This is a genomic window from Micromonospora sp. NRRL B-16802, from assembly GCF_001279555.1.
Classification (GTDB): domain Bacteria; phylum Actinomycetota; class Actinomycetes; order Mycobacteriales; family Micromonosporaceae; genus Micromonospora; species Micromonospora profundi.
Genome location: NZ_LGEB01000068.1, coordinates 36,590 through 59,654, shown reverse-complemented (window position 1 = coordinate 59,654; position 23,065 = coordinate 36,590). Strand labels below are relative to the sequence as shown.

Sequence of the window (23,065 nt, the reverse complement as noted above, 5' to 3'; positions counted from 1 at the left end):
AGGGGCGGCGGTGAGCGAACGCGTGGGCCGGGACGCCAATCGCGAGCTACGAGCCCGATTCGATGACGTGTACGGGCAGTACCAGCAGCTCCGCTCCAATCTGGACCATCTGGCCGCCCGACTCGCCGAGCTGCGGGTGACCAGGCGGTCCAGCGACGGGACGGTGACCGCGACCGTCGGCGCCAGGGGCGAGTTGGTCTCGCTCGACCTGACCCCGGCCATCTACCGCGACCGGGACGCCGCAGCGCTGAGCCGAAAGATCACCGAGACGGTCAGTGCCGCCACGTCCGCCGCCGCTGCCGCCACCCGTGATGTGGTCGCCGAGACCGTACCGGCCGGTTCCGGCTCGGTGGACTTCCTGCGTACCGGGGATTTCGGCGCATTGCTCGGCCGCGCCGACGCGGTCCTCGGTCGCGGTGAGGGGCCGGCATGACCGACGGGCAGCTGTGGCTCGACCCGGCCCGCGCGCGACGGGGCGGGGCCGACCTGGCCTCGTCCGGCGCTGCGGTGACCGCCCGCCGGGCGGCGGAGGGCGGCGAGATCGAAACCGCCAGCGGCGTCCAGCCGTGGGGCCGCGACGACATCGGGGCCGCGTTCGAGCGGAACTACCGAGGCATCGAGCAGACTGTGCTGCGGGCCTGGGCGGGCGTCGGGCACCGGCTCACCGAGTTGGGCTCCGACGTGGTCCGCGCGGTCGACGCGAGCATGCGGACCGACAGCGCCAGCGCCACCCGGCTCGACCGGGTCGCCGACAAGCGCTGACGGTGGGTCGATCCGGATGAGCGTGCTGCCGAGCCCGATCCCGCACCCGCTTGACTACGCACCCTGGGACGTTCCCGGCTGGATCTACGAGACGCTCGACTGGGTGATCGGCGTGCAGTGGCCGGAGGGCGACGAGCGGGCCGTCTGGGCCGTCGCCGACAGGTGGTACGCGGTCGCGTCCGTCCTCGCCGGCCCGCACACCGACGCCGCCGGAGCCGCCGCCGAGGTCCGCAGCGGGTACGGCGGTGTCGGTGCCGTCGACGCCGCCTTCCAGGCGGCCTGGCGAGGGCTCGCCGAGGGCGACAACGCGCCACTGCCCGTGCTGCTCGCGGTCAGCACCGACCTCGGCCGCCTCGTCGAGGAGTGCGGCTGCGACATCGAGGGCGCCAAACTCGAAGTCTGGATCGAGCTGGGCATCCTGGTCGTCGAACTGCTCACCGTGGCGGTGGTGGCGGTGCTCACCGCCGGTGCCGCGTCGCCCGCGGCCGGAGCGGCGGTCACCGCCACCCGACTGCTGATCCAACAGATCTGCAAACGCCTGTTGGGCCAGCTGGCCAGCAAATCCCTCAAACACGGGCTCAAGGAGGCCGGCGAGCGCGCGGCCAAGGAGGTCGCCAAGGGCGGCGTACGCGGGCTCGCCAAGCGCGCCACCCGGGAAGGGCTGGAAGAGGCGGCCGAGGAGGCCGGGATCAGCCTCGCCACCCAGGCGTACCAGAACTCGACAGGCCGGGCGCACGGCCTGGACCTGGCCGACCTGAGCACATCGGCCGTCGGCGGGCTCGCCGGTGGCGCGGTAGCACCAGTGGCCGGCTTGGGCCGGCACGCCACCGGCCGCGTGGCGCGGGTCGGCGAGCACCTGGGCCGGGAGATGACCGGCGAGATGTTCGCCGAGACCGCCGCGAGCATCGCCACCGGGCAGGGCCCGATCTCGGCCGAGGACGCGGTACGGGCCGCCGCGTCCGGGGTCACCGGTTCGGTGACCGGGCAGGTCGACCACGCGTTGCAGGCGCGAGTCCAGGCGCAGTCCAATGCCCTGGCCGACGCGTCCTTCACCGGCCCCTCCCTGCCGCCCGACTTCCCGGTCACCTCTGCGGCAGGGGTTTCCGTGCAGGCGGGGGCGAATGTTGCGGGCCCACCGGCGACTGCGGCGTCCGACCACGCGACGCCGCTGCATGCCGAGCCGTCGACGTACTCGACTGCCGACGGCGCCGGTCTGCCGCAGGCCATCTCGTCGGACCCCAGCCGATCGGCAGCGCCCACAATGGGCGTTCCGTCCGTGGTGGAGGACGGGTCAGCCCGAGCGGTGCTGCCGACCGAGGCCGACGTGCCCGCCCAGGGCGGGCCGGTCGCTTCCGAACGGTCGGTCGCGGCCGACAACACGCTCTCCTCGACCGGCTCGGCTGGTCTGGTTGGCTCGGTTGGCTTGGATCCACAGCTTTCGTCGGTGGCCGTGGATGCGACGCTTCAGGGCAGCCCGACCGGCCAGTCGCAGGCGGCTACCCCGGGGGCGCTCGCCCCGGCCGGCAACGCTCCGACAGCATGGTCCTCGTCGGCCGGCCCGCCCGCCGCGACGGGCACCATGGTGCCGCCGTTCACACACGCTGCCGTCACCTCTCAGGCCCCTGCCGCGCCGGTAGTCCCCCCGTCGGTTGCCGCCCCGCAGCCCCTCGGCCCGGTGGCGTCGCCGTCCCCGGTCACCGGCCCGGCGGTTGGGGCGCCGAACGGTGCCTTCGCCCACGGCGCGGTTGCGGCGGGAGGCAACACGGTCATTGGCCCGGCGATCGGCCGCCAGCCTGCGCCAGCGGGTGTCCCGATCCGTAGGGCCCTCCCACCGGCCGTCCATCCGGCCCGTGGCCGGGCGTCGGTCCCCGCCGACGTGGCGGCGTTCGGCGATCCGCCGGTGCCCGCGCGGGAAAGCCACGACTGGTACGCCGCCCGGTGGACAGCCGAGGCGGAAGCCGCCGAACGACGGCGCTACCAGAGTCACTACGAGTCACAGCGGGCCGCGTTCGAGAACACCCGCCGACAGGCCGAGGCCGGCCGGCTGCGCCTCCGGGCCGCCGAACACGACCGCAGGGCCATCGAGTACGCCACCTACGCCCGACAGTTGCACCGGACCGGTCATCGGCAGTGGTCCGACGGCTGGCAGCGGGCCGCCAACGACGAGTCCCGCGCGTACGCCGAATGTCGTGACCTGGCCCAGGCGGTGCTGGCCGGCGCCCGGGCGCCCGAGGTCGTGGACCTCACCGACGGCGCGTTCCACCAGGCCAACAAGGATGTCGGCTCGCTCACCCTCGGCGCGGTGGGGACCACCGGCAGATCCGCGCTCACCGGCGATGACGTGCCCCCGCCGATCGACGACTCCCGGCCGTACGGGCAGCCCGGAGGGCTACGTCCTCCACTGGCCCTGCACCAGGTGGACGTCGAACGGCAGATGCCCCGTGAGCGGGATGGCACCGTCATCCGTACCGCCGACCCCCGCCGGGGCGACTGGTTCCGCCTGCTGAACGACGGCGGACCCCGCGCCGACGCCACACGGGGCATCAACTGCCTGGACTGCACCCTTTCGCTGTTCGAGACGTGGGTGCACGGGCGGCCCCGGGTGTCGGCGCCACGGACCTTCGACGGCTACCTCGACGGCGACATCCAACGCCCGATCCGCGGGGAGGCCGGCGGTCCGGGCCGGGTCGAAGACGTGACCGGTGGACGCTTCCAGCAGGTTCTCGCCCCGCCGCCCGGCGGGCGGTTGAACCCCGTGCAGGCGCGACAGGCCGCCGATCGGGGGTACGTCAATCTGCGTGACCAACTGCTGTTGGGCGGCCACGGCAGCTATGCGTTCCTGGTGACCGAATGGGCCACCGGTGGCTCGCACGCCTGGGTGGCGCTCAACCAGAACGGGACAATCCTCTACCTCGACCCGCAGACAGGTGCCATCCGGGACCGGCCGCTCTATCCCGACGTGATCGGCATCGACGCGCTCGTGCTGAGCGGGGACGGCCAGCCGATGCCGCTCGGCGGCCTGCCCCGGGGCCGGTTCAGCGAACGTCCCGACCTGCCGAACCACCCACCGGCGTACGACAACGGCAGCCACGGCGACCCCTACGTAAACCGCATGTACCTGCTCCTGGACGGTCCCGGCTCAGGCCCGTTCCCGGAGGCCGCCGATGCCAGTTTTGGAAGTGCCGGGGACGGTCCTTCGACCGGCGGCCCGGCCCGGGCCATCGCCACGGCGGGCAGTCTCGAAGACATCTTCGCGGCTGGAGTGAGTCCGCTCGAGTTCGCCACGGAGATCGACCCACCTACGCTCCGTCGGCTGGTACCGGATCTCGACGAGGCGTCGGCCCGGGATGTGGTGCGGCTGTTCGCCGACGCCCGGGTCCGCGACATGCTCGACCGCACCCGGAGACAGCCGCCCGCGAACGAGCCGGATCTGGCCGAACACCTGACCCGACAGTTGGCACGGCATCCGGATCTGGCGCGCATCATCCTGTCCACACCCGAACTCGCGAACTCGTTGACCGCCCGCCCACTGACGCTCTATCACCTGGCCGGTCATCAGCAGGCCATCGACGTGCTCGCCGACGTGCTCGACGACGTCTCCCGGCAGGAGGCGGCAGGTCAGACCGCGTCCCGCCGCGAAGTGCCACAACCAGCGCCAACACCTCTCACAGACGAGCAGCTAAGGATCAGCGCTAGCATCCGAGCATGTCCGGGACCGGCTGCGCAGCCAGGGTTCGACAGACACCGTAGCGGTGACGCCTCCTATCGAAAGCGCTACCTCGATGATCTCTATGTGGCGGCAGCCGGGGCGCAGACCGATTTGAACCAGCTTGCGGTGTCTCTGTCCCTTGTAGACGGTCATCGCGTCGGAGAACCTGGTTGGCGGGCTGAACCAAAGGATCGACGTCGAGCCGAAGACAAGGTGGAAAAGCGGCAGGGCGACGCGTCGAAGCTGTTCGACCTGGCGGCTGCGAAGATTGAATTCGACTCCCTTGATGATCTCTACGCTGCGCTTGAGCGGATTCAGGGGCACCGAGACGTCTTGATAGTGAGCTGCGAAGACCGGTTCGTCTCGCCAATGAGTAGTGGCTACCGGGACGTGCAGCTCGTACTGCGGATGCGTAACGGTCACCTCGCTGAATTCCGGCTGCACCTGGCTGCCATCGACGCTGTGGCCGATTGGGAGCATGTGCTCTACGAGGTGCGGCGCGATATCGAAGCCCTCGCTATAGCCGAGGGTCGCGCCTTGACGTCACGTGAGCGAGCAATTGTGGAAGGTGTCCGGCTCCGCGAGCAGCAGGAGTTCTGGCAGGCGTTGCTGTCAACCTATGAGGAGAAGCCCAGATGACCGAGACGCCTGGCCTCGTGCTTCCCGCCTACTATCTCTACCATCAGTCGCCTGTAAAGATCGTCGAGACTCCCGATGGTGGCGCTCGTGTCTGGCGGGTGTCCATCGACTCCGGAGGGTGGCACGAGAAGAACGACATCTTCGTCGAAATAATGCTGAGCATCGGAGGGGACATCTTCCGCCGTAACGCGGAGGATTTCGTGCAGGAGGTCGAGGCTTTTCGAGCCCACTACCTCAAGGGGGAAGGCCCCATCTTCGCGCTCTACGAGACGGTGCGTTCGATCGAGAGCCTGGCGGACGCCGAGTCGCGTCGAGAGACGCCACGCGAGCAGGCGTTGATCCGGGGAATCCGGCAGCGGACGTTCGTGATGTTCGAGGAGCAGCTCCGCGCGGCCGGTGACCTCGGTGCGGACCCCTCCATAGCAGCCGCGACCTAGCCCTCACACCGTGTGCTGATCGAGGGCGGGGCGGGCGTTGCGCGCGCTCCGGCGAGGTTTTCTCGCGCCCGTTAACATCGGTACATGGCGAAGTTTGACGCGAAGGGCGGCAGGACCGACGCCTGGGCGTGGCCTGCCGGCATCATGATCGGCCTGGCGATCGGCATCCCCCTGTTCTCGTCGACCGGCGGCGTCGCCATCGGTGTCGCCTTCGGCATCGCCATCGGTACTGCCTTCGCGATCGCCTTTGGCGCCACCACGAAGAAGGCCGACAGCCGTAGCGCCACGAAGAAGGCCGACAGCCGTAGCGCCACGAAGAAGGCCGACGGCCGGACCGTCGAGGGCGAGCCGCAGAAATCCGCTGGCCCGGCTGGCTTCGCCACCGATGACGGCCCAGCCGCACCTTCCGACCGGGACAAACTGGACGGCGAAGCTGCCGGCGGCACTGCTGCCGGGCCCCGCCTGCCTTGATCGACTCGGTTTCCTTGAAACCGGGGTATCCGGAACCGCCGGACACCCCGGTTGCGCGCCGCGCACTCTGCGCGAGCCGCGAGGCGGGAGCCGTGCGCGCGCCCGCGCCGCGCCCTGCGCCGGGCGCGTCGGTCAGCTTTGCGCCCGGGCCCACTCGGCGGCGTCGATGTCCGCAGGGCCGGAGTCGGGCCAAACCGGCAGCGTGGCACGTCGTTGCTGCTGGTCGGTAAACCGTAACGCCGCACACATCTGGACCGCTCTATGACCAGGGGTCAGGAGGGCGCGGTAGTAGCCTGGCCGCGAACCCCACCCGGGGAGAACGGTGAGGTGATCATGTCGGTGCGTCGTCGCGCGGCACGGTTCGCGACGGTCTGTGGTCTGGTGGGCGCCCTGGTGATGCTCGGCGCGTCGCCGGCGCTGGCCGCCGACGACTCGGTCCGCGTGGGCTCGGCCAGCAGCTTCGCCGCCGGGGGGTCGGCGCAGGGGGTGAACGTCGCGGTGCGCAAGCGCTCCGAGGGGTGCGTCCTGCTGCGTACCGCCCTGGGTCTGCGCCTTGAGGGTCTTGAACCGGGTCAGGTGACCGTCCAGGTCAACGCGGGCGGGCGTTGGTTCCCGGTGTCTGTCTCCGGCGGTGGCGGCAGTGTGTCGACCGCGCAGACGTCGCCGGCGAAGCCGACCCTGTGCAAGGGCAAGGGCATCACCGTGCGGTACCGGGTGGCGTTCGCCGCCGGTGCTCCGGGCGGCCGGCTCGCTGTGACCGGTGTGGGTGTCAGCGCGGCCGGCCAGGAGTTGGGTCGGGGTTCCGACACGGCGAAGGTGGCCGGCGCGAAGGTTTCCGCGTCGCCCACGCCGTCGAAGAAGCCGTCGCCCATCCCGAGCCCCACCGAGACGACGCCCGCCGATCCGGTGACTCCGGCGGCGCTGGCCGCCGAGTCCGGTACGCCGAGCACTGTGGCGGCCGCTGCGGAGTCATCAGGTGGCGGTTCGCTTGTGATGTTCTTCGGTATCGCGATGGTGGCGGTCGGTTTGCTGCTCATCGGGCTGCTGTTCCGTCGCTCGCGGCAGGACCGGGCGCCTGCCGACGAGCCAGTTCAGCTGCCGGGCAACCCCGGCGGTACCACCTACCGGTCCGGGGGCGGCTCGCCGCCCGCGCCGGGTCGGCCGGGCGCGGTGTACGGGCAGCAGCAGTCCGGCGGCTACGGCGTGGTGCCGTCGCCCCGGCCCGCCACCGGCGGGGTGTACGGCGCCCCGCCTGCCGCTCCGACGCCGGATGCGACGCAGCCGATGCCGGGTGCCGGGGGCACTCCGGGTGTTGGGCCGCGCCCCGGCCACACGCCTCCACCTGACGACGGGGGCGATCACACCATGTTCATGCCTCGGCTCCCCGGCTGAGCGGGGCTGAACCGACCCGCTCCGATACGCTCAGCTTTGTTGGAAACCTGCGGCCAAGGAGCGGAACTCGTGTCGGACCTGTCCCAGATCGTGAAGGCGTACGACGTCCGAGGGACGGTGCCGGACCAGTGGGACGAACGGGTCGCCGAGGCGCTCGGGGCCGCTTTCACCCAGCTGCTCAACACCACCGACGAGCCCGGTGACGCCGTGGTCGTCGGGTACGACATGCGGGCCAGTTCGCCGGGCCTGGCCGCCGCCTTCGCCGCGGGGGTCCGTGCTGAGGGTCGCTCGGTGATCGAGATCGGGTTGGCGTCCACTGATCTTCTCTACTTCGCCTCCGGTTCGCTGGATCTGCCTGGTGCGATGTTCACGGCCAGTCACAACCCGGCGCAGTACAACGGCATCAAGATGTGCCGGTCCGGTGCCCGGCCGATCGGCCAGGACAGCGGATTGGCGCAGATCCGGGAGCGGGCGCAGGCACTGCTGGATTCAGGCTCGTCCCGTCCCGTGGGCGAGTCGACCCGGCCGGCCGAGCGGCGTGATCTGCTCCCGGACTACGCGGCGTACCTGCGTAAGTTGGTCGATCTTTCCGGCATTCGGCCGTTGAAGGTGGTGGTGGACGCCGGCAACGGGATGGGCGGCTTCACAGTTCCCACTGTGTTGGGCGACGCCGCCCTGTCGGCCCTGCCGTTGGAGATCGTGCCGCTCTACTTCGAGTTGGACGGCACCTTCCCCAACCACGAGGCGAACCCGCTGGATCCGGCGAACCTGGTCGATCTCCAGCGGGCTGTGGTCGAGCACCGGGCGGACATCGGGTTGGCCTTCGACGGCGACGCCGACAGGTGTTTCGTGGTGGACGAGCGGGGTGAGCCCGTGTCGCCGTCGGCGATCACCGCCCTGGTCGCCGCCCGCGAGTTGGCCAAGCACCCGGGGTCCACGGTGATCCACGGTCTGATCACGTCCAGCGCCGTCGCGGAGATCATCCGCGAGCACGGCGGTGAGCCGGTGGTCGCCCGGGTGGGGCACTCCTTCATCAAGGCGGAGATGGCTCGGACCAACGCCGTCTTCGGTGGCGAGCACTCGGCGCACTACTACTTCCGGGACTTCTGGTTCGCCGACACCGGGATGCTCGCCGCGATGCACACCCTGGCCGCGCTCGGTGAGCAGCCGTTGCCGCTGTCCGTGCTGGCCGGGGAGTACGAGCGCTACATCGCCTCCGGCGAGATCAACTCGACGGTGGCCGACCAGGCCGCGGCGGTGGCCGAGGTCCGTGCCGCGTACCCGGAGGCGACGTCCGACGAGATGGACGGTCTGACGCTGCGTTTTCCCGACGGCGCCTGGTTCAACCTGCGCGCCTCCAACACCGAGCCGTTGCTGCGGCTCAATGTCGAGGCGCCCACCCGCGAGCGGATGGTCTCGCTCCGGGACGACGTGCTCGACCGCGTTCGCCGATAAGATCGCCTGCGCCGGTCGGCACCGCCGCCGGTGACCCCGCACTCGTGGAAGGAGCCAGCCATGGCCCTGGATCCGCAGTTGCTTGAGATCCTCGCCTGCCCGGATACGCACCACGCCCCGCTCACCTACGACGCCGAGGCGCAGACGTTGACCTGCACGGAGTGCGGCCGGATCTTCGACGTCCGCGACGACGTGCCGGTGCTGCTGCTCGACGAGGCACGTGGCGGTCCGGGGCAGCCCTCATGATCGACGGTACGGCCGGGGTCAGTGGGCGTCGTGACGCCGACGAGGCCCTGCTCGACAACCCGGACGCGCTTGCCGAACACGACCCGGGCGGCATGCTGCGGCACACCGCGTCGGCGGGTGCCCAGGTTCGGGAGAGCGCGGCGTTGGCGGCCGAGGCGAACCTCGCGGTGCTTGCCGACGACGGGCGGCCACGGGCCGTTGTCGTCGCCGGTATCGGCACCGCCGGGCGGACCGGTGACGTGCTGGCGACTGTGGCCGGGCCGCGTTGCCCGGTCCCGATCATCGGGCACCGCAGCGCTGGCGTACCCGGTTGGGTGGGCGCCGCCGACGTGGTGATCGCGGTGAGCGCGTCGGGTCGCAGCCCGGAGGCGCTGGGTGCGGCCGAGGCCGCGCACCGGCGGGGCGCGCGGCTGGTCGCGGTGGGTGCCCCGGATTCGCAGTTGCAGTCGGTGGCCGAGCGGGCCCGTGCGCCGTTCATTCCGGTGCCCCGGCGTGCTCCGGCGCGGGCGAGTCTGTGGGCGCTGACAGTGCCGGTGCTGCTCGCCGCCCGTTCACTCGGGCTGGTGAAGGTCAACGAGGCGGACCTGGCGGAGACCGCGGCCCGGCTCGACGCGGACGCCGACCGCTGCCGCTCGGCCGCGGAGTCGTTCGTCAACCCGGCGAAGTCGCTGGCGTTGGGCCTGGCGGGTTCGATCCCGATCGTCTGGGGTTCGTCTCCGCTGGCCACCGTGGCGGCCCGCCGCTTCGGTGACACCCTGTCGGCGAACGCCCGCTACCCGGTGGTCACCGGGGCGCTCGGCGAGGCCGGTCGGGGACGGGTCGGCCTGCTCGACGGTGTGTTCGGCGGTCTGGCCGAGGGCGAACGGGACATCTTCGCCGACCCGGCGGAGGACGACGACGGCGAGGGCACCCGGCTGCGGCTGGTGCTGCTGCGCGACGGCGGGCTCAACGCCGAGGACGACACCGACGAGCCCCTCGCAGTCGAGGAGCGACGCGCCGACGCGGTGCAGACCCTCGCGGAGCGCCGCGGTGTGCGCTGCGACGTGGTGACGGCCGAGGGCGGATCGGCGCTGGAGCGACTAGCGTCGCTGATCGCCGTACCGGATTTCGCATCGATATATCTTGCTCTGGCACACGGGCTTGACCCGATGGCGGTTCCGGCCATCACCGAGATGAAGGAGCTGTCGAACCAGTGAACGCACGTAGGGCGTCTCAGGTCGCCGCGACGCGAAGCGGAGTGGTGGCGTGAGCGCGACCGGTGGGACGAAGGCAATCGTCGCCGCTCTGCTGGCAAACGTCGGCATCGCTGTCACGAAGTTCATTGCGTTCCTGCTCTCCGGCTCGTCGTCGATGCTCGCCGAGTCGGTTCACTCGGTAGCGGACTCCGGTAACCAGGCCCTGCTGCTGCTCGGCGGTAAGCGTGCGAAGCGGGCAGCCACCCCGGAGCACCCCTTCGGGTACGGCCGGGAGCGCTACATCTACGCGTTCATCGTGTCCATCGTGCTGTTCAGCATCGGTGGCCTGTTCGCCCTCTACGAGGCGTACCACAAGTGGAGCCACGAGGGCGGAATCGAATCCTGGCACTGGCTGCCGGTGGTCGTGCTGGTGGCGGCGATCCTCATGGAGTCGTACTCCTTCCGGACCGCCATCAAGGAGTCCAACCTCGTCCGGGGCAAGCAGTCCTGGGTGAACTTCGTCCGCCGGGCCAAGGCGCCGGAGCTGCCGGTGGTGCTGCTGGAGGACCTCGGCGCGCTTGTCGGTCTGGTGTTCGCGCTCTTCGGCGTGTCGATGACGCTGATCACCGGCAACGGTCGGTGGGATGCGGCAGGCACCGCGATGATCGGCATCCTGCTTGTGGTCATCGCCATCGTGCTCGCCATCGAGACCAAGAGTCTGCTGCTGGGTGAGGGTGCCGAACAGCAGGATCTGGTCGCCATCGAACGGGCTATCACCGCAGGCCCCGAGGTGGAGCGGATCATCCACATGAAGACGCTCTACCTCGGCCCGGAGGAGCTGATGGTGGCCGCGAAGATCGGCGTACCGTCCTGGGAGAGCGCTCCCGAGCTGGCCCGTGGCATCAACGCCGTGGAGGCGCGGATCCGCGTCGCGGTGCCGATCGCCCGGGTGATCTACCTGGAGCCGGACATCTACAGCGTGGCCGCCGCCGAGGCGGGCACCGGCGCCGCCGCGGACACCGCCGTACCGCAGTCGCAGGATGCGTCGGGCGAGGCGGCCGGGCGACCCGGGGTCTGACAGGTGGAACCGCTGTACGGACCGATCCGCGACTACGCCTGGGGTTCCCGCACGGCCATCGCGACGCTTCAGGGGCGGCCGGTGCCGAGCACCGGCCCGGAGGCGGAGCTGTGGCTGGGTGCCCACCCGGGTGCTCCGGCCAGTGTGGAGCGGGCCGGCCTGCGGGCGAGTCTGTGCGACCTGGTACGTGACGAGCCGGACAGGTGGTTGGGCCAGCGGGTGTCGGCCCGGTTCGGCACCCGGCTTCCGTTCCTGCTCAAGGTGCTCGCCGCCGATGCGCCGTTGAGCCTGCAGGCCCACCCGGACGCCGAGCAGGCCCGGGTGGGCTTCGCGGCGGACGCAGGTCGTCCCGAGGGGGAGCGCAACTACTCCGACCCGCACCACAAGCCGGAGTTGCTGGTGGCGCTCACCCCCTTCGAGGCGCTGTGCGGCTTCCGGCCGCCGGAGGAGTCCGCCGAGGCGCTCGCGGCGTTCGGCGTACCGGTGTTGGCGCCTGTGGTCGAGGCGTTGCGTGCCGGGCCGGAGGGCCTGCGCACGGCGGTGCGGACGCTGCTCGGTTGGCCGCTCGCGGAGCGTGACGGGCTGCTGCGTTCGGTGCTGGCGGCTTCGGTCGACGGCCCGGACGCGGACCTGGCCCGCCGGCTGGCGGCGGCCTATCCGGGTGACCCGGGCGTGCTCGTGGCGCTGCTGCTGCACCACGTGCGCCTGGCGCCGGGGGAGGCGATCTGGATGCCCGCCGGCAACCTGCACGCCTACCTGAGCGGCTGCGGGGTGGAGATCATGGCGGCCAGCGACAACGTGCTGCGCGGTGGCCTGACCCCGAAGCGGGTGGACGTCGATGAGCTGCTGCGCGTGCTGCGGTTCGAGGTGCTCCACGACCCGGTGCGCGGTCCCGAGCCGGTCGGCCCCGGGGTGGACTGGTGGCCGGTGCCGGTGGACGACTTCGCGCTGCACCGGGTACGGGTCGGCGCCACGGTGCCGGAGGTGACGCTGCCGCTGCCCGGTCCCCGTGTGGTGCTGTGTGGTGCGGGCTCGGTCACGGTGGACGACGGGGCAGGTGCGTTGACGCTCGTGTCCGGCCAGGCGGCGATCGGCACTGCGGCCGGCGAGGCGCTGCGGGTCAGTGGCGAGGGTGAGGCGTACGTGGCGACGTCGGGGCTGCGCTGAGCGCCACCGTTCGCCACAAGTCCGACTTTTCCGGAATGGCTTGACGCTGCCCACCCGGAGTGTGACTCTATGGGTACGCAGCGTTATCGCGACGACGGTCCGACAACGTGCGGGGAACCAAACCGGGGGGATGCACGGGGCGGGCGGAAGTGGGCGGCAGGTCTGTCCATCACCGACCGCCCCGTGCGCTGTCCGCAGACTGTCCCCGGCGACCGCTCCCGTGCGCTGTCCGCAGACTGTCCCCGGCGACCGCTCCCGGCGCGCGTAAGGTGGGGGGTCGGCGTAGACATCGTTCGACAGGAGCATTCATGACCAGCACCCTCCCGGCGTCCGCCAGCGGCGCGCCGACCGAGGCCCGGCCGAGCACGCTCGCCGAGGGCGACTTCAAGGTGGCGGATCTGTCGCTCGCCGAGTTCGGGCGTAAGGAGATCCAGCTCGCCGAGCACGAGATGCCCGGCCTGATGGCGATCCGTCGGGAGTTCGCCGAGGCGCAGCCGCTCGCCGGCGCACGGATCACCGGCTCGCTGCACATGACCATCCAGACCGCCGTCCTGATCGAGACGCTTGTGGCGCTTGGCGCGCAGGTCCGCTGGGCGTCCTGCAACATCTTCTCCACCCAGGACCACGCCGCCGCGGCGATCGTCGTCGGCCCCGACGGCACCCCCGAGGCCCCGGCCGGCGTTCCGGTGTACGCCTGGAAGGGCGAGACGCTGCCGGAGTACTGGTGGTGCACCGAGCAGGTGCTCGCCTGGCCCGACGGGCAGGGCCCGAACATGATCCTCGACGACGGCGGCGACGCCACACTGCTCGTGCACAAGGGCGCCGAGTTCGAGAAGGCCGGTGCCGTTCCGCCGGTCGAATCCGCCGACTCCGAGGAGTACGCGGTCATCCTCGAACTGCTGCACCGTTCGCTGGGCGAGGACAACCAGCGCTGGACCCGGATCGCGTCCGGCATCAAGGGTGTCACCGAGGAGACCACCACCGGCGTGCACCGGCTCTACGAGATGCACCGCGCCGGCACCCTGCTCTTCCCGGCCATCAACGTCAACGACTCGGTCACCAAGAGCAAGTTCGACAACAAGTACGGCTGCCGGCACTCGCTCATCGACGGCATCAACCGGGCCACCGACGTACTGATCGGCGGCAAGATGGCAGTCGTCATGGGCTATGGCGACGTGGGCAAGGGCTGCGCCGAGTCGCTGCGTGGCCAGGGCGCCCGGGTCGTGGTGACCGAGGTCGACCCGATCTGCGCGCTGCAGGCCGCTATGGACGGCTACCAGGTCGCGACCCTGGACGACGTTGTCGAGCAGGCCGACATCTTCATCACCGCCACCGGCTGCTTCGACGTGATCACCAACGAGCACATGGCCCGGATGAAGCACCAGGCCATCGTCGGCAACATCGGCCACTTCGACAACGAGATCGACATGGCCGGCCTGGCCAAGCGCTCCGACGTCGAGCGGATCAACATCAAGCCGCAGGTCGACCTGTGGCGCTTCGCCGACGGGCACGCCATCATCGTGCTCTCCGAGGGACGCCTGCTCAACCTGGGCAACGCCACCGGCCACCCGAGCTTCGTCATGTCGAACTCGTTCGCCAACCAGACGATCGCCCAGATCGAGCTGTTCACCAAGACCGACGACTACCCGATCGGCGTCTACGTGCTGCCCAAGCACCTGGACGAGAAGGTGGCCCGTCTGCACCTGGGCGCGCTCGGCGCCAAGCTGAGCACGCTGACCAAGGAGCAGGCCGCGTACCTGGGTGTCTCCCAGGAGGGCCCGTTCAAGCCGGACCACTACCGCTACTGATCGACACCTGGACCGGGTCGGCTGCCACAGCAGCCGGCCCGGTTCGTCGTTTCGTACCCGGGTCAGCCGGGCCGGGAGTTGCGGCGGGTGGGGCGGAACCAGGTCCACACGCACCAGGCCAGCCAGCCGAGCGACACGACGGTGGCGAGCGCCCGCTGGCGTAGCGCGCTGAGCAGCAGCACCACGGCGAGAACCGCCAGCCAGGGCAGGAAAGCCTTCACGGCGGGATCCTCCCACAGTCGGCCGGAGGTGACCGTCGTGCGGCTGCCCGACGAGGGGAAGCACCGTCCGGATCGCGACAGCGTCGACCGGGCCGACGACAGCGGTGGCGCTGGACGGTGTCGACGGGGGATCATGGTGGCGGCCGGGCCGGATTCATCCGCGTGCCGGCCCCGAATCCCGTGGCGCCGCCGCCGCGAGGTTGCGGTGTGTACGCGTCGGCGGCACCATCCGTACCGGGTGACGCCGGTCCCACCGATCTGAACGGGGATGCAATATTAATCCCATGAGAGCCCGGGTACTGGTGGTCGACGACGACCCCGCGCTCGCTGAGATGCTCGGCATCGTGCTGCGCAGCGAGGGTTTCCTGCCCTCGTTCGTGGCCGACGGAGAGCGGGCATTGGCGGCGTTTCGCGACAGTCGACCCGACATCGTCCTTCTCGACCTGATGTTGCCCGGAATGAGTGGTATCGACGTGGCACGGTCGATCCGGGCCGAGTCGGGCGTGCCGATCGTCATGCTGACTGCCAAGAGCGACACCGTGGATGTGGTCCTCGGCTTGGAGTCCGGCGCCGACGACTACGTGGTGAAGCCGTTCAAGCCCAAGGAGCTGGTGGCCCGGATGCGGGCCCGGCTGCGCCGGGGCGAGGACGTGGCACCGGAGATGCTGACGATCGGGCCGCCCGGCAACCAGATCACCATCGACGTGCCCGCCCACACGGTCAGCCGCAACGACGAGGAGGTGAAGCTGACTCCGCTGGAGTTCGACCTGCTTGTCGCGCTCGCCCGCAAGCCGCGTCAGGTCTTCACCCGCGAGGTGCTGTTGGAGCAGGTGTGGGGCTACCGGCACGCGGCCGACACCCGGCTGGTCAACGTGCACGTCCAGCGGCTGCGGGCCAAGATCGAGCCGGACCCGGAGCGACCGGAAATCATCCTCACCGTGCGGGGCGTGGGCTACAAGGCGGGGACCGGATAGCCTGGTCACACTGTGTCGACCTCCCCGCCCCCGCAGACCACGGATTCTCCCCGGCCCCACGCTGGCCGGGTCCTGTGGCATGCGTTGAGCGGCCGGATCGGCCGGTTGGCGGGCCGGGTGCACCAGACCTGGCGCCGCTCACTCCAGGTGCGGGTGGTGACGATCACGCTCGTCGCGTCCAGCCTGCTGGTCGGCGGGTTCGCCTACCTGATCGCTGACAAGATCACCACGATCCTGCTCGACAACGCCCGCACCGACGTGCGGCAGCGGGTGAACAGTGGCGCCAGCTATGCCGCCAGGCAGGTCTCCCTCTATGGCCAGCCCCAGGAGGCGCAGCTCCAGGAGACGATCGACAACACCGTCAACTACCTGGCCGGCGGCGACCCCCAGCAGACCAGCGGGGTGGTGGTGGCGATCACCGCCGCCGACTACCCGACCATGATCCAGACCCGTACCGCGCCCGCGGCGAACGTCCAGCCGCTGATCAGCAAGGAGCTGCGGGAAGCTGTCGCCAGCGGCCAGGTGGCCAGCCAGATCCGCACCGGCCGGCTCACCGGCGAACCGACCAAATACCTGGTGTACGGCTCTCCGGTGCCCACCCGCTTCGGCCAGATCGAGCTCTACTACCTCGTACCGCTGACCCGGCAGGACACCACGGCGGCCGATGCCCGGGCCACCGTCGTCGGCACCGGCATCGCCCTCGTGGTGCTGCTCGGGCTGCTCGCCGCGCTCGTCACCCGGCTGGTGGTCAATCCGGTACGGGTCGCCGCGCGTACCGCCCAGCGGCTCTCCGCAGGCCTGCTCGACCAGCGGATGGTGGTCAACGGCGAGGACGACCTCGCCCTGCTCGCCGCCTCGTTCAACCAGATGGCGACAAACCTGCAACGGCAGATCCTGCGCCTTGAGGAGATGTCCCGGTTGCAGCGTCGGTTCACCTCGGACGTGTCGCACGAGCTGCGTACCCCGTTGACCACGGTCCGAATGGCCGCCGACCTGATCTTCGCCGAGCGCGACGAGTTCGACCCGGCGGTGGCCCGCAGCGCCGAGCTGCTCCAGGCCGAGCTGGACCGCTTCGAGGAACTGCTCACCGACCTGTTGGAGATCAGCCGGTTCGACGCGGGTTTCGCCATGCTGGACGCCGAACCCACCGATCTGGTGCCTGTGGTGCATCGGGTGGTCGATCGGCTGGCCGGGCTGGCCGAGCGGGTGGGCGTCCCCATCGAGCTTGACCTGCCGGGCACTCCGGTGATCGCCGAGGTCGACCCGCGCCGCGTCGAGCGGGTGTTGCGCAACCTGGTCGGCAATGCCGTCGAGCACGGTGAGGCCCGGCCGGTGCTGATCACCCTGGGCATCGACGACACCGCAGTGGCGATCACCGTCCGTGATCATGGGGTTGGGCTGAAGCTGGGCGAGGAGAAGTTGGTGTTCAACCGGTTCTGGCGGGCGGACCCGTCCCGGGCCCGGCAGACCGGCGGCACCGGGCTGGGCCTGTCGATCAGCCTGGAGGACGCCCGACTGCACGGTGGTTGGCTGGAGGCGTGGGGCGCACCCGGGCAGGGCGCCCAGTTCCGGCTCACGCTGCCGGCCCGTGCCGGTGACCGGCTGACGACCTCTCCGCTGCGCCTGGTGCCCGCCGACGCGGCATTGCCGTTCGGTGGTCCTCGCGACGGCGGCCCGCTGGCCATCGAGGCCGGTACGGGCGGAGTGCTGACTGTCGGCCCGGTGCCGGCAGGGGACGAGCGGCCGGCGGAGGTGCGGTCGTGAGGGTCCGGCCGCTGCTCGGCGCGTTCAGCGCGGCGCTGATGCTCAGCGCCGGGTGCGGCATCCCGACGGAGTCCGACGTGCGGGTGGACGGCAAGGCCGGCACCGCGACCGAGGCCGGGTCGGTAAACGGTCGGCGCAGCGAGCCGCCCTCGCGTACGGCAAGCGGCAGCGACAACGATGCGTTCGTGCGGAACTTCCTGGCCGCCGCCGCGGGCGAGCCGGACCGCGCCTACGAACGTGTCACGCAGTTCCTCGCCCCCGAGCACAAGTCCCGCCTCCAGGTGAAGAAGGGCAGCGAGGTCGCGCTGACGGTGGTCCGGCTGGGGGAGTCGGTCTTCACCCTCAACAGCGACTCGACGACCACCGTCAAGATCGCCGTGCAGCAGATCGGCGTACTCCGGACCAACGGCACCCTGGCGCCGCCGGTGGCGACCGAGACGGAGTACGAGTTCCGGCTGCGCAGCGCGGCGCTCGGCGGCACCGGCAGCGACGAGCGCGCCGGCCTGTACGTCCTGGATCCGCCGAACGTCCTGCTGCTCAGCGACGTGGCGCTCCAGCAGTACTACCAGGACGAGTCGATCTACTTCTGGAGTTCCGACCGCACCCGACTGGTGCCCGACCAGCGCTACCTGCCGCTGGCGGTGCCCGACGAGCGTCGGGTCAACGAGGTGGTGAAGTGGCTGGTCGGCGGCCCGTCGGAATGGCTGCGCCAGGGCGTCGTGGGGCTGCCCGACGGCACCGAGTTGATCAACAATGCCACTGGCGCGAACGACCGGTGGGAGGTCAACCTGGACATGTCCGGTGACGACCAGAACCGGGTCGACCAACTGATCACCCAGCTCGCCTGGTCGCTTGGCGACCTGCCCGGCGAGTTGGAGTTGAAGATCCGTAACAACTCGCAGCCCGTGCAGAACCTGAACGACCGCCGGATCGCCGAGCCGCTCTACCCGGTGACGGAGGGTCCGCAGCGGTTCGGCGTCTACGAGGGCGCCATCCGTCCGCTCGACTTCGTCGGCGAACTCAGCGGCCAGGTCCCGTTGGCGGGCGGGGTCAATCGCAACGTCGTCTCCGCCGGCCTCGCCCGGGCCGCCAACAACCGGATCCTCGCCGCGATGGTGGTGACCGGCGGCAAGGACCGGTACCGGCTCGCGGTGGGCGCCGGCGCCGTGCCGGTTGAGGTCGTCAACCGCAGCACCACGGAGTACGCCTCGATCAGCCGCCCGGTCTGGCTGCGCACTGTCGACTCCCGATCCGCGCAGGGCCTGGTGGTGGCCGACGGTCGCCTCTACCGCTTCGACGAGGCCGCCCGGATGTTCGAGGTGCCGCTCAACCTGCCCTCGGCCGGGGTGACCGCCGTGGCCGCCGCACTGGACGGGCAGCGGATCGCGTTGATCGCCGACGGTCGGCTCTACGTCGCTGTGGTCAACCTCGAGGGTGCCGGCAGTGGGCTGTCCATCGGCCCGCCCCGGGCGTTGACCACGTCGCTGACCGGCCTGACCGCTGTCGACTGGATCAGGGAGGACCGGCTGGTGGTGGCCGGCTCCGCGGGCCAGCCGGCGATCTACGAGATCAGCGCGGACGGCGCCGTGGAGACACCGCTGCGTACCGACGTCGGCGCCAAGGTCACCCATTTGGCGGCGTACCCCACGAACCGCAATGTGCGCGTGCCCAGCGGGGCGTACATGTACGAGGCGAACAGGGTGGCCTACCGCAGCAGCCCGTTCGAGCGGATCGAGCCCGATCGTGTGCGGGACATCGTCGCGCCGCCGGCCGGCGTCCGCCCGAGCAACCCGTCCGCCCCGTTCTTCCTCTACTGACGCCGTGCGCGGGCTCTGGGCGGACCTCGCCGACCTGGTCCTGCCCGCCGACTGCGCGGGTTGCCGGGAGCGCCACCCGGGAATGCGGCACGGGGTCTGCCCTGCATGCGTGACGGCACTGGCCGCCCTGCGCCCCCGGTCGGTGCGGCCGACTCCCGCCCCGCCCGGCCTGCCGCCCTGCGCAGCCCTCGGCCCGTACGCCGGTCCGCTGCGCGAGGCACTGCTGGCGTACAAGGAACACGGCCGGCACGGGCTGGCCCGTCCGCTCGGCGCGCTGCTCGCCGAGGTGGTCGCGGCGGCGGTCGGTGGGGTCCGACCGATCGCGCTGGTGCCGGTGCCGGACACCGCGGCGGCGGCCCGGGCCCGCTACGGCGACCACCTGGACCGGTTGGCCCGGCACTGCGCGGCGCGGCTGAGCCAGGGTGGTTGGCCGGTACGGGTGCACCGGCCGCTGCGCGCGATGCCCCGGCCCGACTCGGTGACCCTGGACAGCGCGGGCCGGGCGGCGGTGGCCGAGGCGGCGTTCCGTCCCCGGCCCGGGGCAGTGCGCGGCGTTGTGCCGGGCGACGTACCCGTCGTCGTGGTGCTCGACGACATCGTCACCACAGGTGTCACCCTCGCCGCGGCGGCCCGGGTGCTGGCGACGGCCGGGTGGGCGCCCAGCGTCGCCGCGGTGCTCGCCGCGACCGAGAAGAGACACCATTTGTAACCGACAGTGTTTCCGTTTCACCTGTTGGTGTATGAGCTGCGGAAATTCCTTGGCGGTGTTGGCAACATGGGGTGACTGCCGGGCAAACAAGAGTTAGCGTTTCGTTGTCGGGGGTAGGAAGGTCGTTCCATCCCGCTCCCGGCGGTGAGAGGAGGCGTAGCCGTATTGACCGGTCGACGCCAGCGGGTCTCCCCACGGCGTGCGACCGGGAAACCGGATCGAAGACGGCCGAAACAAGGGAGGTCGCATGGACATCGTGGTCAAGGGCCGCAACGTCGAAGTGCCGGACCATTACCGGGTGCACGTAGCCGAGAAACTCGCAAAGGTCGAACGCTACGACCATAAACTTATTCGCATCGATGTCGAGTTGTTCCACGAGCGCAATCCGCGCCAGGCCGACCACTGCCAGCGGGTGGAGATCACCTGCGTGTCGCGAGGCCCGGTGATCCGGGCCGAGGCCTGCACGAACGACTTCTACAGCGCGCTCGACGCCGCCATCGCGAAGCTCGACACCCGCCTGCGCCGGGCGGCCGACCGCCGCCGCGTCCACCGGGGTCGACACGCGCCGATCTCTGTCGCCGCCGCCACCGCAGGCCTGCCGGTCGCGGACCTGGTGACCGCTCCGCTGAGCGCGCCGGGTGACGGTGCCCGTGCCGGCACTGCCGTCGCCGAGCGGGTCGAGGAGGAACACGACGACCAGCAGCCGTGGCACATCGCCCGCGAGAAGGTCCACCCGGCTGAGCCGATGACTATCGACGACGCGCTGTTCGAGATGGAACTGGTCGGCCACGACTTCTACCTGTTCCAGGACAAGGAGTCCGGTCGCCCCAGCGTCGTCTACCGACGGCACGCCTACGACTACGGCATCATCTCCCTCGCCACCGACCAGTAACCAGCATTGATCATGGAGTTGTGGTGGGCGCGTTTCCCCACCACAACTCCATGATCAGTCAGCGCAGATCGTCCGGCAGGAGCGCGAAGGTCAGATCGTCCAGTCGGGTGCCGGCCAGTCCGGGCAGACGACCCCGTTGCAGTGCCTCGCGCTGGAACCCGACCCGCTCCAACACCCGGTGCGAGGCGGTGTTCTCCGGCACCGTTCCGGCGGTCAGCCGGGCCATGCCGGCCGGCCCGAACGCCCAACCGGCGAGCAGTCGCACCGCCCGCGTGGCGTACCCCCGGCCCCGCCAGTCCGGCAGCAGCGCGTAGCCGATCGACCCCTCACCGCTGCCCACGTCCGAAAACGACAGCCCGCAACTGCCCGCCGGCTCCCCGGTGGCCGCGTCGGTGATCAGCAGCCGGGCGATGTCGCCGGTCAACCAGGCGCTCTCCGCCGTCGCGCAGCGCCGCTCGGTCGACTCCCGCGCCGGGGGCACCGGCGGCGCCTGGTTCGCCACCACCTCCGGCCGGCTGTGCAGCCGGTACATCAGCTCCGCGTCCTCCGGCCCGAGCCGGCGCAGCGCCACCACCTGGTCGGTCAGCACGCCGCCGGGCAGGTCGGGCAGCAGGCGGGCGGTCGGGCCGGGCGGGTCCTCGGCGAGGCGTACCCATGCCAGCAGATCGTGCCGACCGCCGTCCCGGAACCGGCCGGCGGACCGACGCAGGCCCTCGTACCGGTAGCCGGCGGCCAGCGCGACCCGCTGGCTGGCCGCGTTCTCCGGATCGGTCAGCAGTTCCAGCCGGCTCGTGCCGGCGGCGAACGCGTGCTCGCTCAACGCGCGCGTGGCGGCAGTGGCCACCCCGCGTCCGCGCGCCGACGGCCGTACCCAGTAGCCGATCTCGACCTGGCCCCGGTCAGGCACCGGACAGTTCAGGCCGACCCCGCCGAGCAGCCGGTCGGTGGCCGGGTCCGCGATGGCGTACGCGGCGCCGCCGCCGGTCCAGGCCGCGGGCGCGCCCGCCTCGATCCACCAACGGGCATCGACCTCGGTGTACGGCGCCGGCAGGCTCGTGACGAACCGCTGGCTGATCGGGTCCGCGCAGCCGTCGACCACGTCCGCGACGTCGCCGGCCCGGAACTGGCGCAGCCGCACCCCGTACGCCTCGACGACCTTCTCTCCTGTCACGCCAGGTCCTCGGCGAGCAGCGCGCCCACCCAGGCGTCGACCCGTTCACCCCGGTGCGACACCCCGCCACGGGCGATCCCCTCGAACCCGAAGCCCGCCTTCTCGGCGGCCCGGCGGGAGGCGTTGTTGCCCACGTTCGCCTTCCACTCGATCCGCGCCAGACCCAGCGTGGTGAACCCCCAGGCGCTGAGCGCGAGCAGCGCCGCCGGCAGGTAACCCCGGCCACGGGCCGCCGGGGCGGTCATGAAGCCCACGTCGGCGAGCAGCGGATCAGCGGGGGAGAGGCGAAGGTCGAGCGAGCCGACGTACCTGTCGTCGGGGTCCGCGATGACGAAGCAGGCGGCGTCCCCCCGAGCCCAGGCGGCCTGGCCGAAGCCCTGATAGCCCTGTGCGTCGACGCGCTCGTACGGGTCCGGGACCGTTGTCCAGCGGATGGTCTCCGGGTCCCGGCAGGTGAGCACCACGGCGTCCAGATCCTGCTCCTCCATCGCCCGCAGCCGCAGCTCACCGGCCCCGGCCGTGGCGAAGAGGGTCGGCTGCGGTCGGCCGAACACGGCGGCCCGGCGGGCGACAAGGGTGCCGGGGCCGGCCGGGCCGGTGGATCCGGGCTCGGGCACCTCGCCGGGCAGCAGCGTGCCGATCCAGCCCTCCGGGCCGCCGCCGGCCGATGCCGGCCCGGCCAGCCGCAGCCGGCCGTCGATCCGGAACCCGGCGCGGAGCGCGACAAGCCGGGAGGCGTGGTTGCCCACCTCGGCCTGCCAGATCAGTCGGCGCAGGCCGAGCGTCCCGAACGACCAGCGGGCCACCGCCCGGGTGGCACGGACCATCACGTTCCGCCCGCGCGCCCAGGGGGCCGTCCAGTAGCCGACCTCGCCGGTGCCGTTGCCGTCGATGGAGATCAGCCCGCAGGAGCCGAGCAGTTCCCCGCTGGTCGGGTCGCAGACCGCGAACGGTGCCCCGGTGCCCTCCGCCCAGTCTCGTCCGCTGAGTTCCGTGACGAAGCTGCGCGCGTGCTCCCGTCGGTACGGCCGAGGCACAGTGGTCCAGCGCTGGATGTCGCGGTCCTGGCATGCGCGGTGCACCGCGTCGGCGTCCGCCTCCTGCCAGGGCCGCAGCAGCAACCCGTCCTCGATGATCTCCCGATGGTCCACCCGTGCATCGTGCCGGAACGTTCGCCG

Annotated in this window: 20 protein-coding genes; 17 read left to right on the top strand and 3 right to left on the bottom strand. The window is 71.2% G+C overall.

The window, feature by feature from the left end:
• The first annotated feature begins 10 nt into the window (after nucleotides 1-10).
• The 12 genes from ADK66_RS19435 (at nucleotide 11) to ahcY (ending at nucleotide 14,339) form a co-directional block, all read left to right on the top strand.
• Nucleotides 11-433 carry a YbaB/EbfC family nucleoid-associated protein gene (locus tag ADK66_RS19435; RefSeq protein ID WP_053657324.1) on the top strand — a complete coding sequence of 141 codons (423 nt, stop codon included), beginning with the start codon at nucleotides 11-13 and terminating at the stop codon, nucleotides 431-433.
• Nucleotides 430-762 carry a hypothetical protein gene (locus ADK66_RS19430; RefSeq protein ID WP_053657322.1) on the top strand — a complete coding sequence of 111 codons (333 nt, stop codon included), beginning with the start codon at nucleotides 430-432 and terminating at the stop codon, nucleotides 760-762. The genes ADK66_RS19435 and ADK66_RS19430 overlap by 4 nt, the downstream gene beginning before the upstream one ends.
• Before the next feature lie 16 nt (nucleotides 763-778).
• Complete coding sequence (locus ADK66_RS19425) at nucleotides 779-5,110, top strand: toxin glutamine deamidase domain-containing protein (protein ID WP_053657320.1); 4,332 nt, start codon at nucleotides 779-781, stop codon at nucleotides 5,108-5,110.
• Nucleotides 5,107-5,547, top strand: a complete 441-nt coding sequence (locus ADK66_RS19420; protein ID WP_053657318.1) for a hypothetical protein — start codon at nucleotides 5,107-5,109, stop codon at nucleotides 5,545-5,547. Before ADK66_RS19425 ends, ADK66_RS19420 begins: the two co-directional genes overlap by 4 nt.
• Before the next feature lie 84 nt (nucleotides 5,548-5,631).
• Nucleotides 5,632-6,018 (top strand): hypothetical protein, encoded by a 387-nt coding sequence (locus tag ADK66_RS19415; protein WP_053657316.1) that lies wholly within the window; start codon nucleotides 5,632-5,634, stop codon nucleotides 6,016-6,018.
• A gap of 261 nt (nucleotides 6,019-6,279) precedes the next feature.
• Nucleotides 6,280-7,410 carry a hypothetical protein gene (locus ADK66_RS19410; RefSeq protein ID WP_231640101.1) on the top strand — a complete coding sequence of 377 codons (1,131 nt, stop codon included), beginning with the start codon at nucleotides 6,280-6,282 and terminating at the stop codon, nucleotides 7,408-7,410.
• A gap of 69 nt (nucleotides 7,411-7,479) precedes the next feature.
• Nucleotides 7,480-8,865, top strand: a complete 1,386-nt coding sequence (locus tag ADK66_RS19405; protein ID WP_053657313.1) for a phosphomannomutase/phosphoglucomutase — start codon at nucleotides 7,480-7,482, stop codon at nucleotides 8,863-8,865.
• Between the two features lie 60 nt (nucleotides 8,866-8,925).
• On the top strand, nucleotides 8,926-9,111 hold the full coding sequence (locus tag ADK66_RS19400) for a Trm112 family protein (protein ID WP_053657311.1): 186 nt from the start codon (nucleotides 8,926-8,928) through the stop codon (nucleotides 9,109-9,111).
• Nucleotides 9,108-10,307 carry an SIS domain-containing protein gene (locus tag ADK66_RS19395; RefSeq protein WP_053657309.1) on the top strand — a complete coding sequence of 400 codons (1,200 nt, stop codon included), beginning with the start codon at nucleotides 9,108-9,110 and terminating at the stop codon, nucleotides 10,305-10,307. The genes ADK66_RS19400 and ADK66_RS19395 overlap by 4 nt, the downstream gene beginning before the upstream one ends.
• A 49-nt stretch (nucleotides 10,308-10,356) precedes the next feature.
• Nucleotides 10,357-11,364, top strand: coding sequence for a cation diffusion facilitator family transporter (locus ADK66_RS19390; RefSeq protein WP_053657307.1), 1,008 nt, complete (start codon nucleotides 10,357-10,359; stop codon nucleotides 11,362-11,364).
• 3 nt (nucleotides 11,365-11,367) lie between these two features.
• A complete protein-coding gene (gene manA / locus ADK66_RS19385) occupies nucleotides 11,368-12,531 on the top strand; it encodes a mannose-6-phosphate isomerase, class I (protein WP_053657305.1) in 1,164 nt (387 codons plus the stop codon).
• Between the two features lie 308 nt (nucleotides 12,532-12,839).
• Nucleotides 12,840-14,339, top strand: coding sequence for an adenosylhomocysteinase (gene ahcY, locus ADK66_RS19380; RefSeq protein ID WP_053657303.1), 1,500 nt, complete (start codon nucleotides 12,840-12,842; stop codon nucleotides 14,337-14,339).
• A gap of 62 nt (nucleotides 14,340-14,401) precedes the next feature.
• On the opposite strand, the gene ADK66_RS31920 is transcribed toward ahcY, so the two are convergent.
• The gene (locus ADK66_RS31920) at nucleotides 14,402-14,560 is read right to left on the bottom strand and encodes a hypothetical protein (RefSeq protein WP_167945819.1); all 159 of its coding nucleotides are present in this window, start codon (nucleotides 14,558-14,560) and stop codon (nucleotides 14,402-14,404) included.
• Between the two features lie 284 nt (nucleotides 14,561-14,844).
• Between ADK66_RS31920 and mtrA the strand changes: the two genes are divergently transcribed.
• The 5 genes from mtrA to hpf all read left to right on the top strand — a co-directional run bounded on the left by mtrA (nucleotide 14,845) and on the right by hpf (nucleotide 20,716).
• A complete protein-coding gene (gene mtrA, locus ADK66_RS19375) occupies nucleotides 14,845-15,534 on the top strand; it encodes an MtrAB system response regulator MtrA (protein WP_007455837.1) in 690 nt (229 codons plus the stop codon).
• 12 nt (nucleotides 15,535-15,546) lie between these two features.
• Nucleotides 15,547-17,298: an MtrAB system histidine kinase MtrB gene (gene mtrB, locus ADK66_RS19370; protein ID WP_053657301.1), complete on the top strand. Its 1,752-nt coding sequence runs from the start codon at nucleotides 15,547-15,549 to the stop codon at nucleotides 17,296-17,298.
• Nucleotides 17,299-17,336: 38 nt separating this feature from the next.
• The gene (locus ADK66_RS19365) at nucleotides 17,337-19,115 is read left to right on the top strand and encodes an LpqB family beta-propeller domain-containing protein (RefSeq protein WP_053657367.1); all 1,779 of its coding nucleotides are present in this window, start codon (nucleotides 17,337-17,339) and stop codon (nucleotides 19,113-19,115) included.
• Nucleotides 19,116-19,119: 4 nt separating this feature from the next.
• Complete coding sequence (locus ADK66_RS19360; RefSeq protein WP_053657299.1) at nucleotides 19,120-19,824, top strand: ComF family protein; 705 nt, start codon at nucleotides 19,120-19,122, stop codon at nucleotides 19,822-19,824.
• 247 nt (nucleotides 19,825-20,071) lie between these two features.
• On the top strand, nucleotides 20,072-20,716 hold the full coding sequence (gene hpf, locus ADK66_RS19355) for a ribosome hibernation-promoting factor, HPF/YfiA family (RefSeq protein WP_053657297.1): 645 nt from the start codon (nucleotides 20,072-20,074) through the stop codon (nucleotides 20,714-20,716).
• Nucleotides 20,717-20,774: 58 nt separating this feature from the next.
• Here hpf and ADK66_RS19350 read toward each other — a convergent pair whose 3' ends face one another.
• Nucleotides 20,775-21,887 carry a GNAT family N-acetyltransferase gene (locus tag ADK66_RS19350; protein ID WP_053657295.1) on the bottom strand — a complete coding sequence of 371 codons (1,113 nt, stop codon included), beginning with the start codon at nucleotides 21,885-21,887 and terminating at the stop codon, nucleotides 20,775-20,777.
• Complete coding sequence (locus ADK66_RS19345; protein ID WP_053657293.1) at nucleotides 21,884-23,038, bottom strand: GNAT family N-acetyltransferase; 1,155 nt, start codon at nucleotides 23,036-23,038, stop codon at nucleotides 21,884-21,886. Before ADK66_RS19345 ends, ADK66_RS19350 begins: the two co-directional genes overlap by 4 nt.
• Nucleotides 23,039-23,065 lie beyond the last annotated feature (27 nt).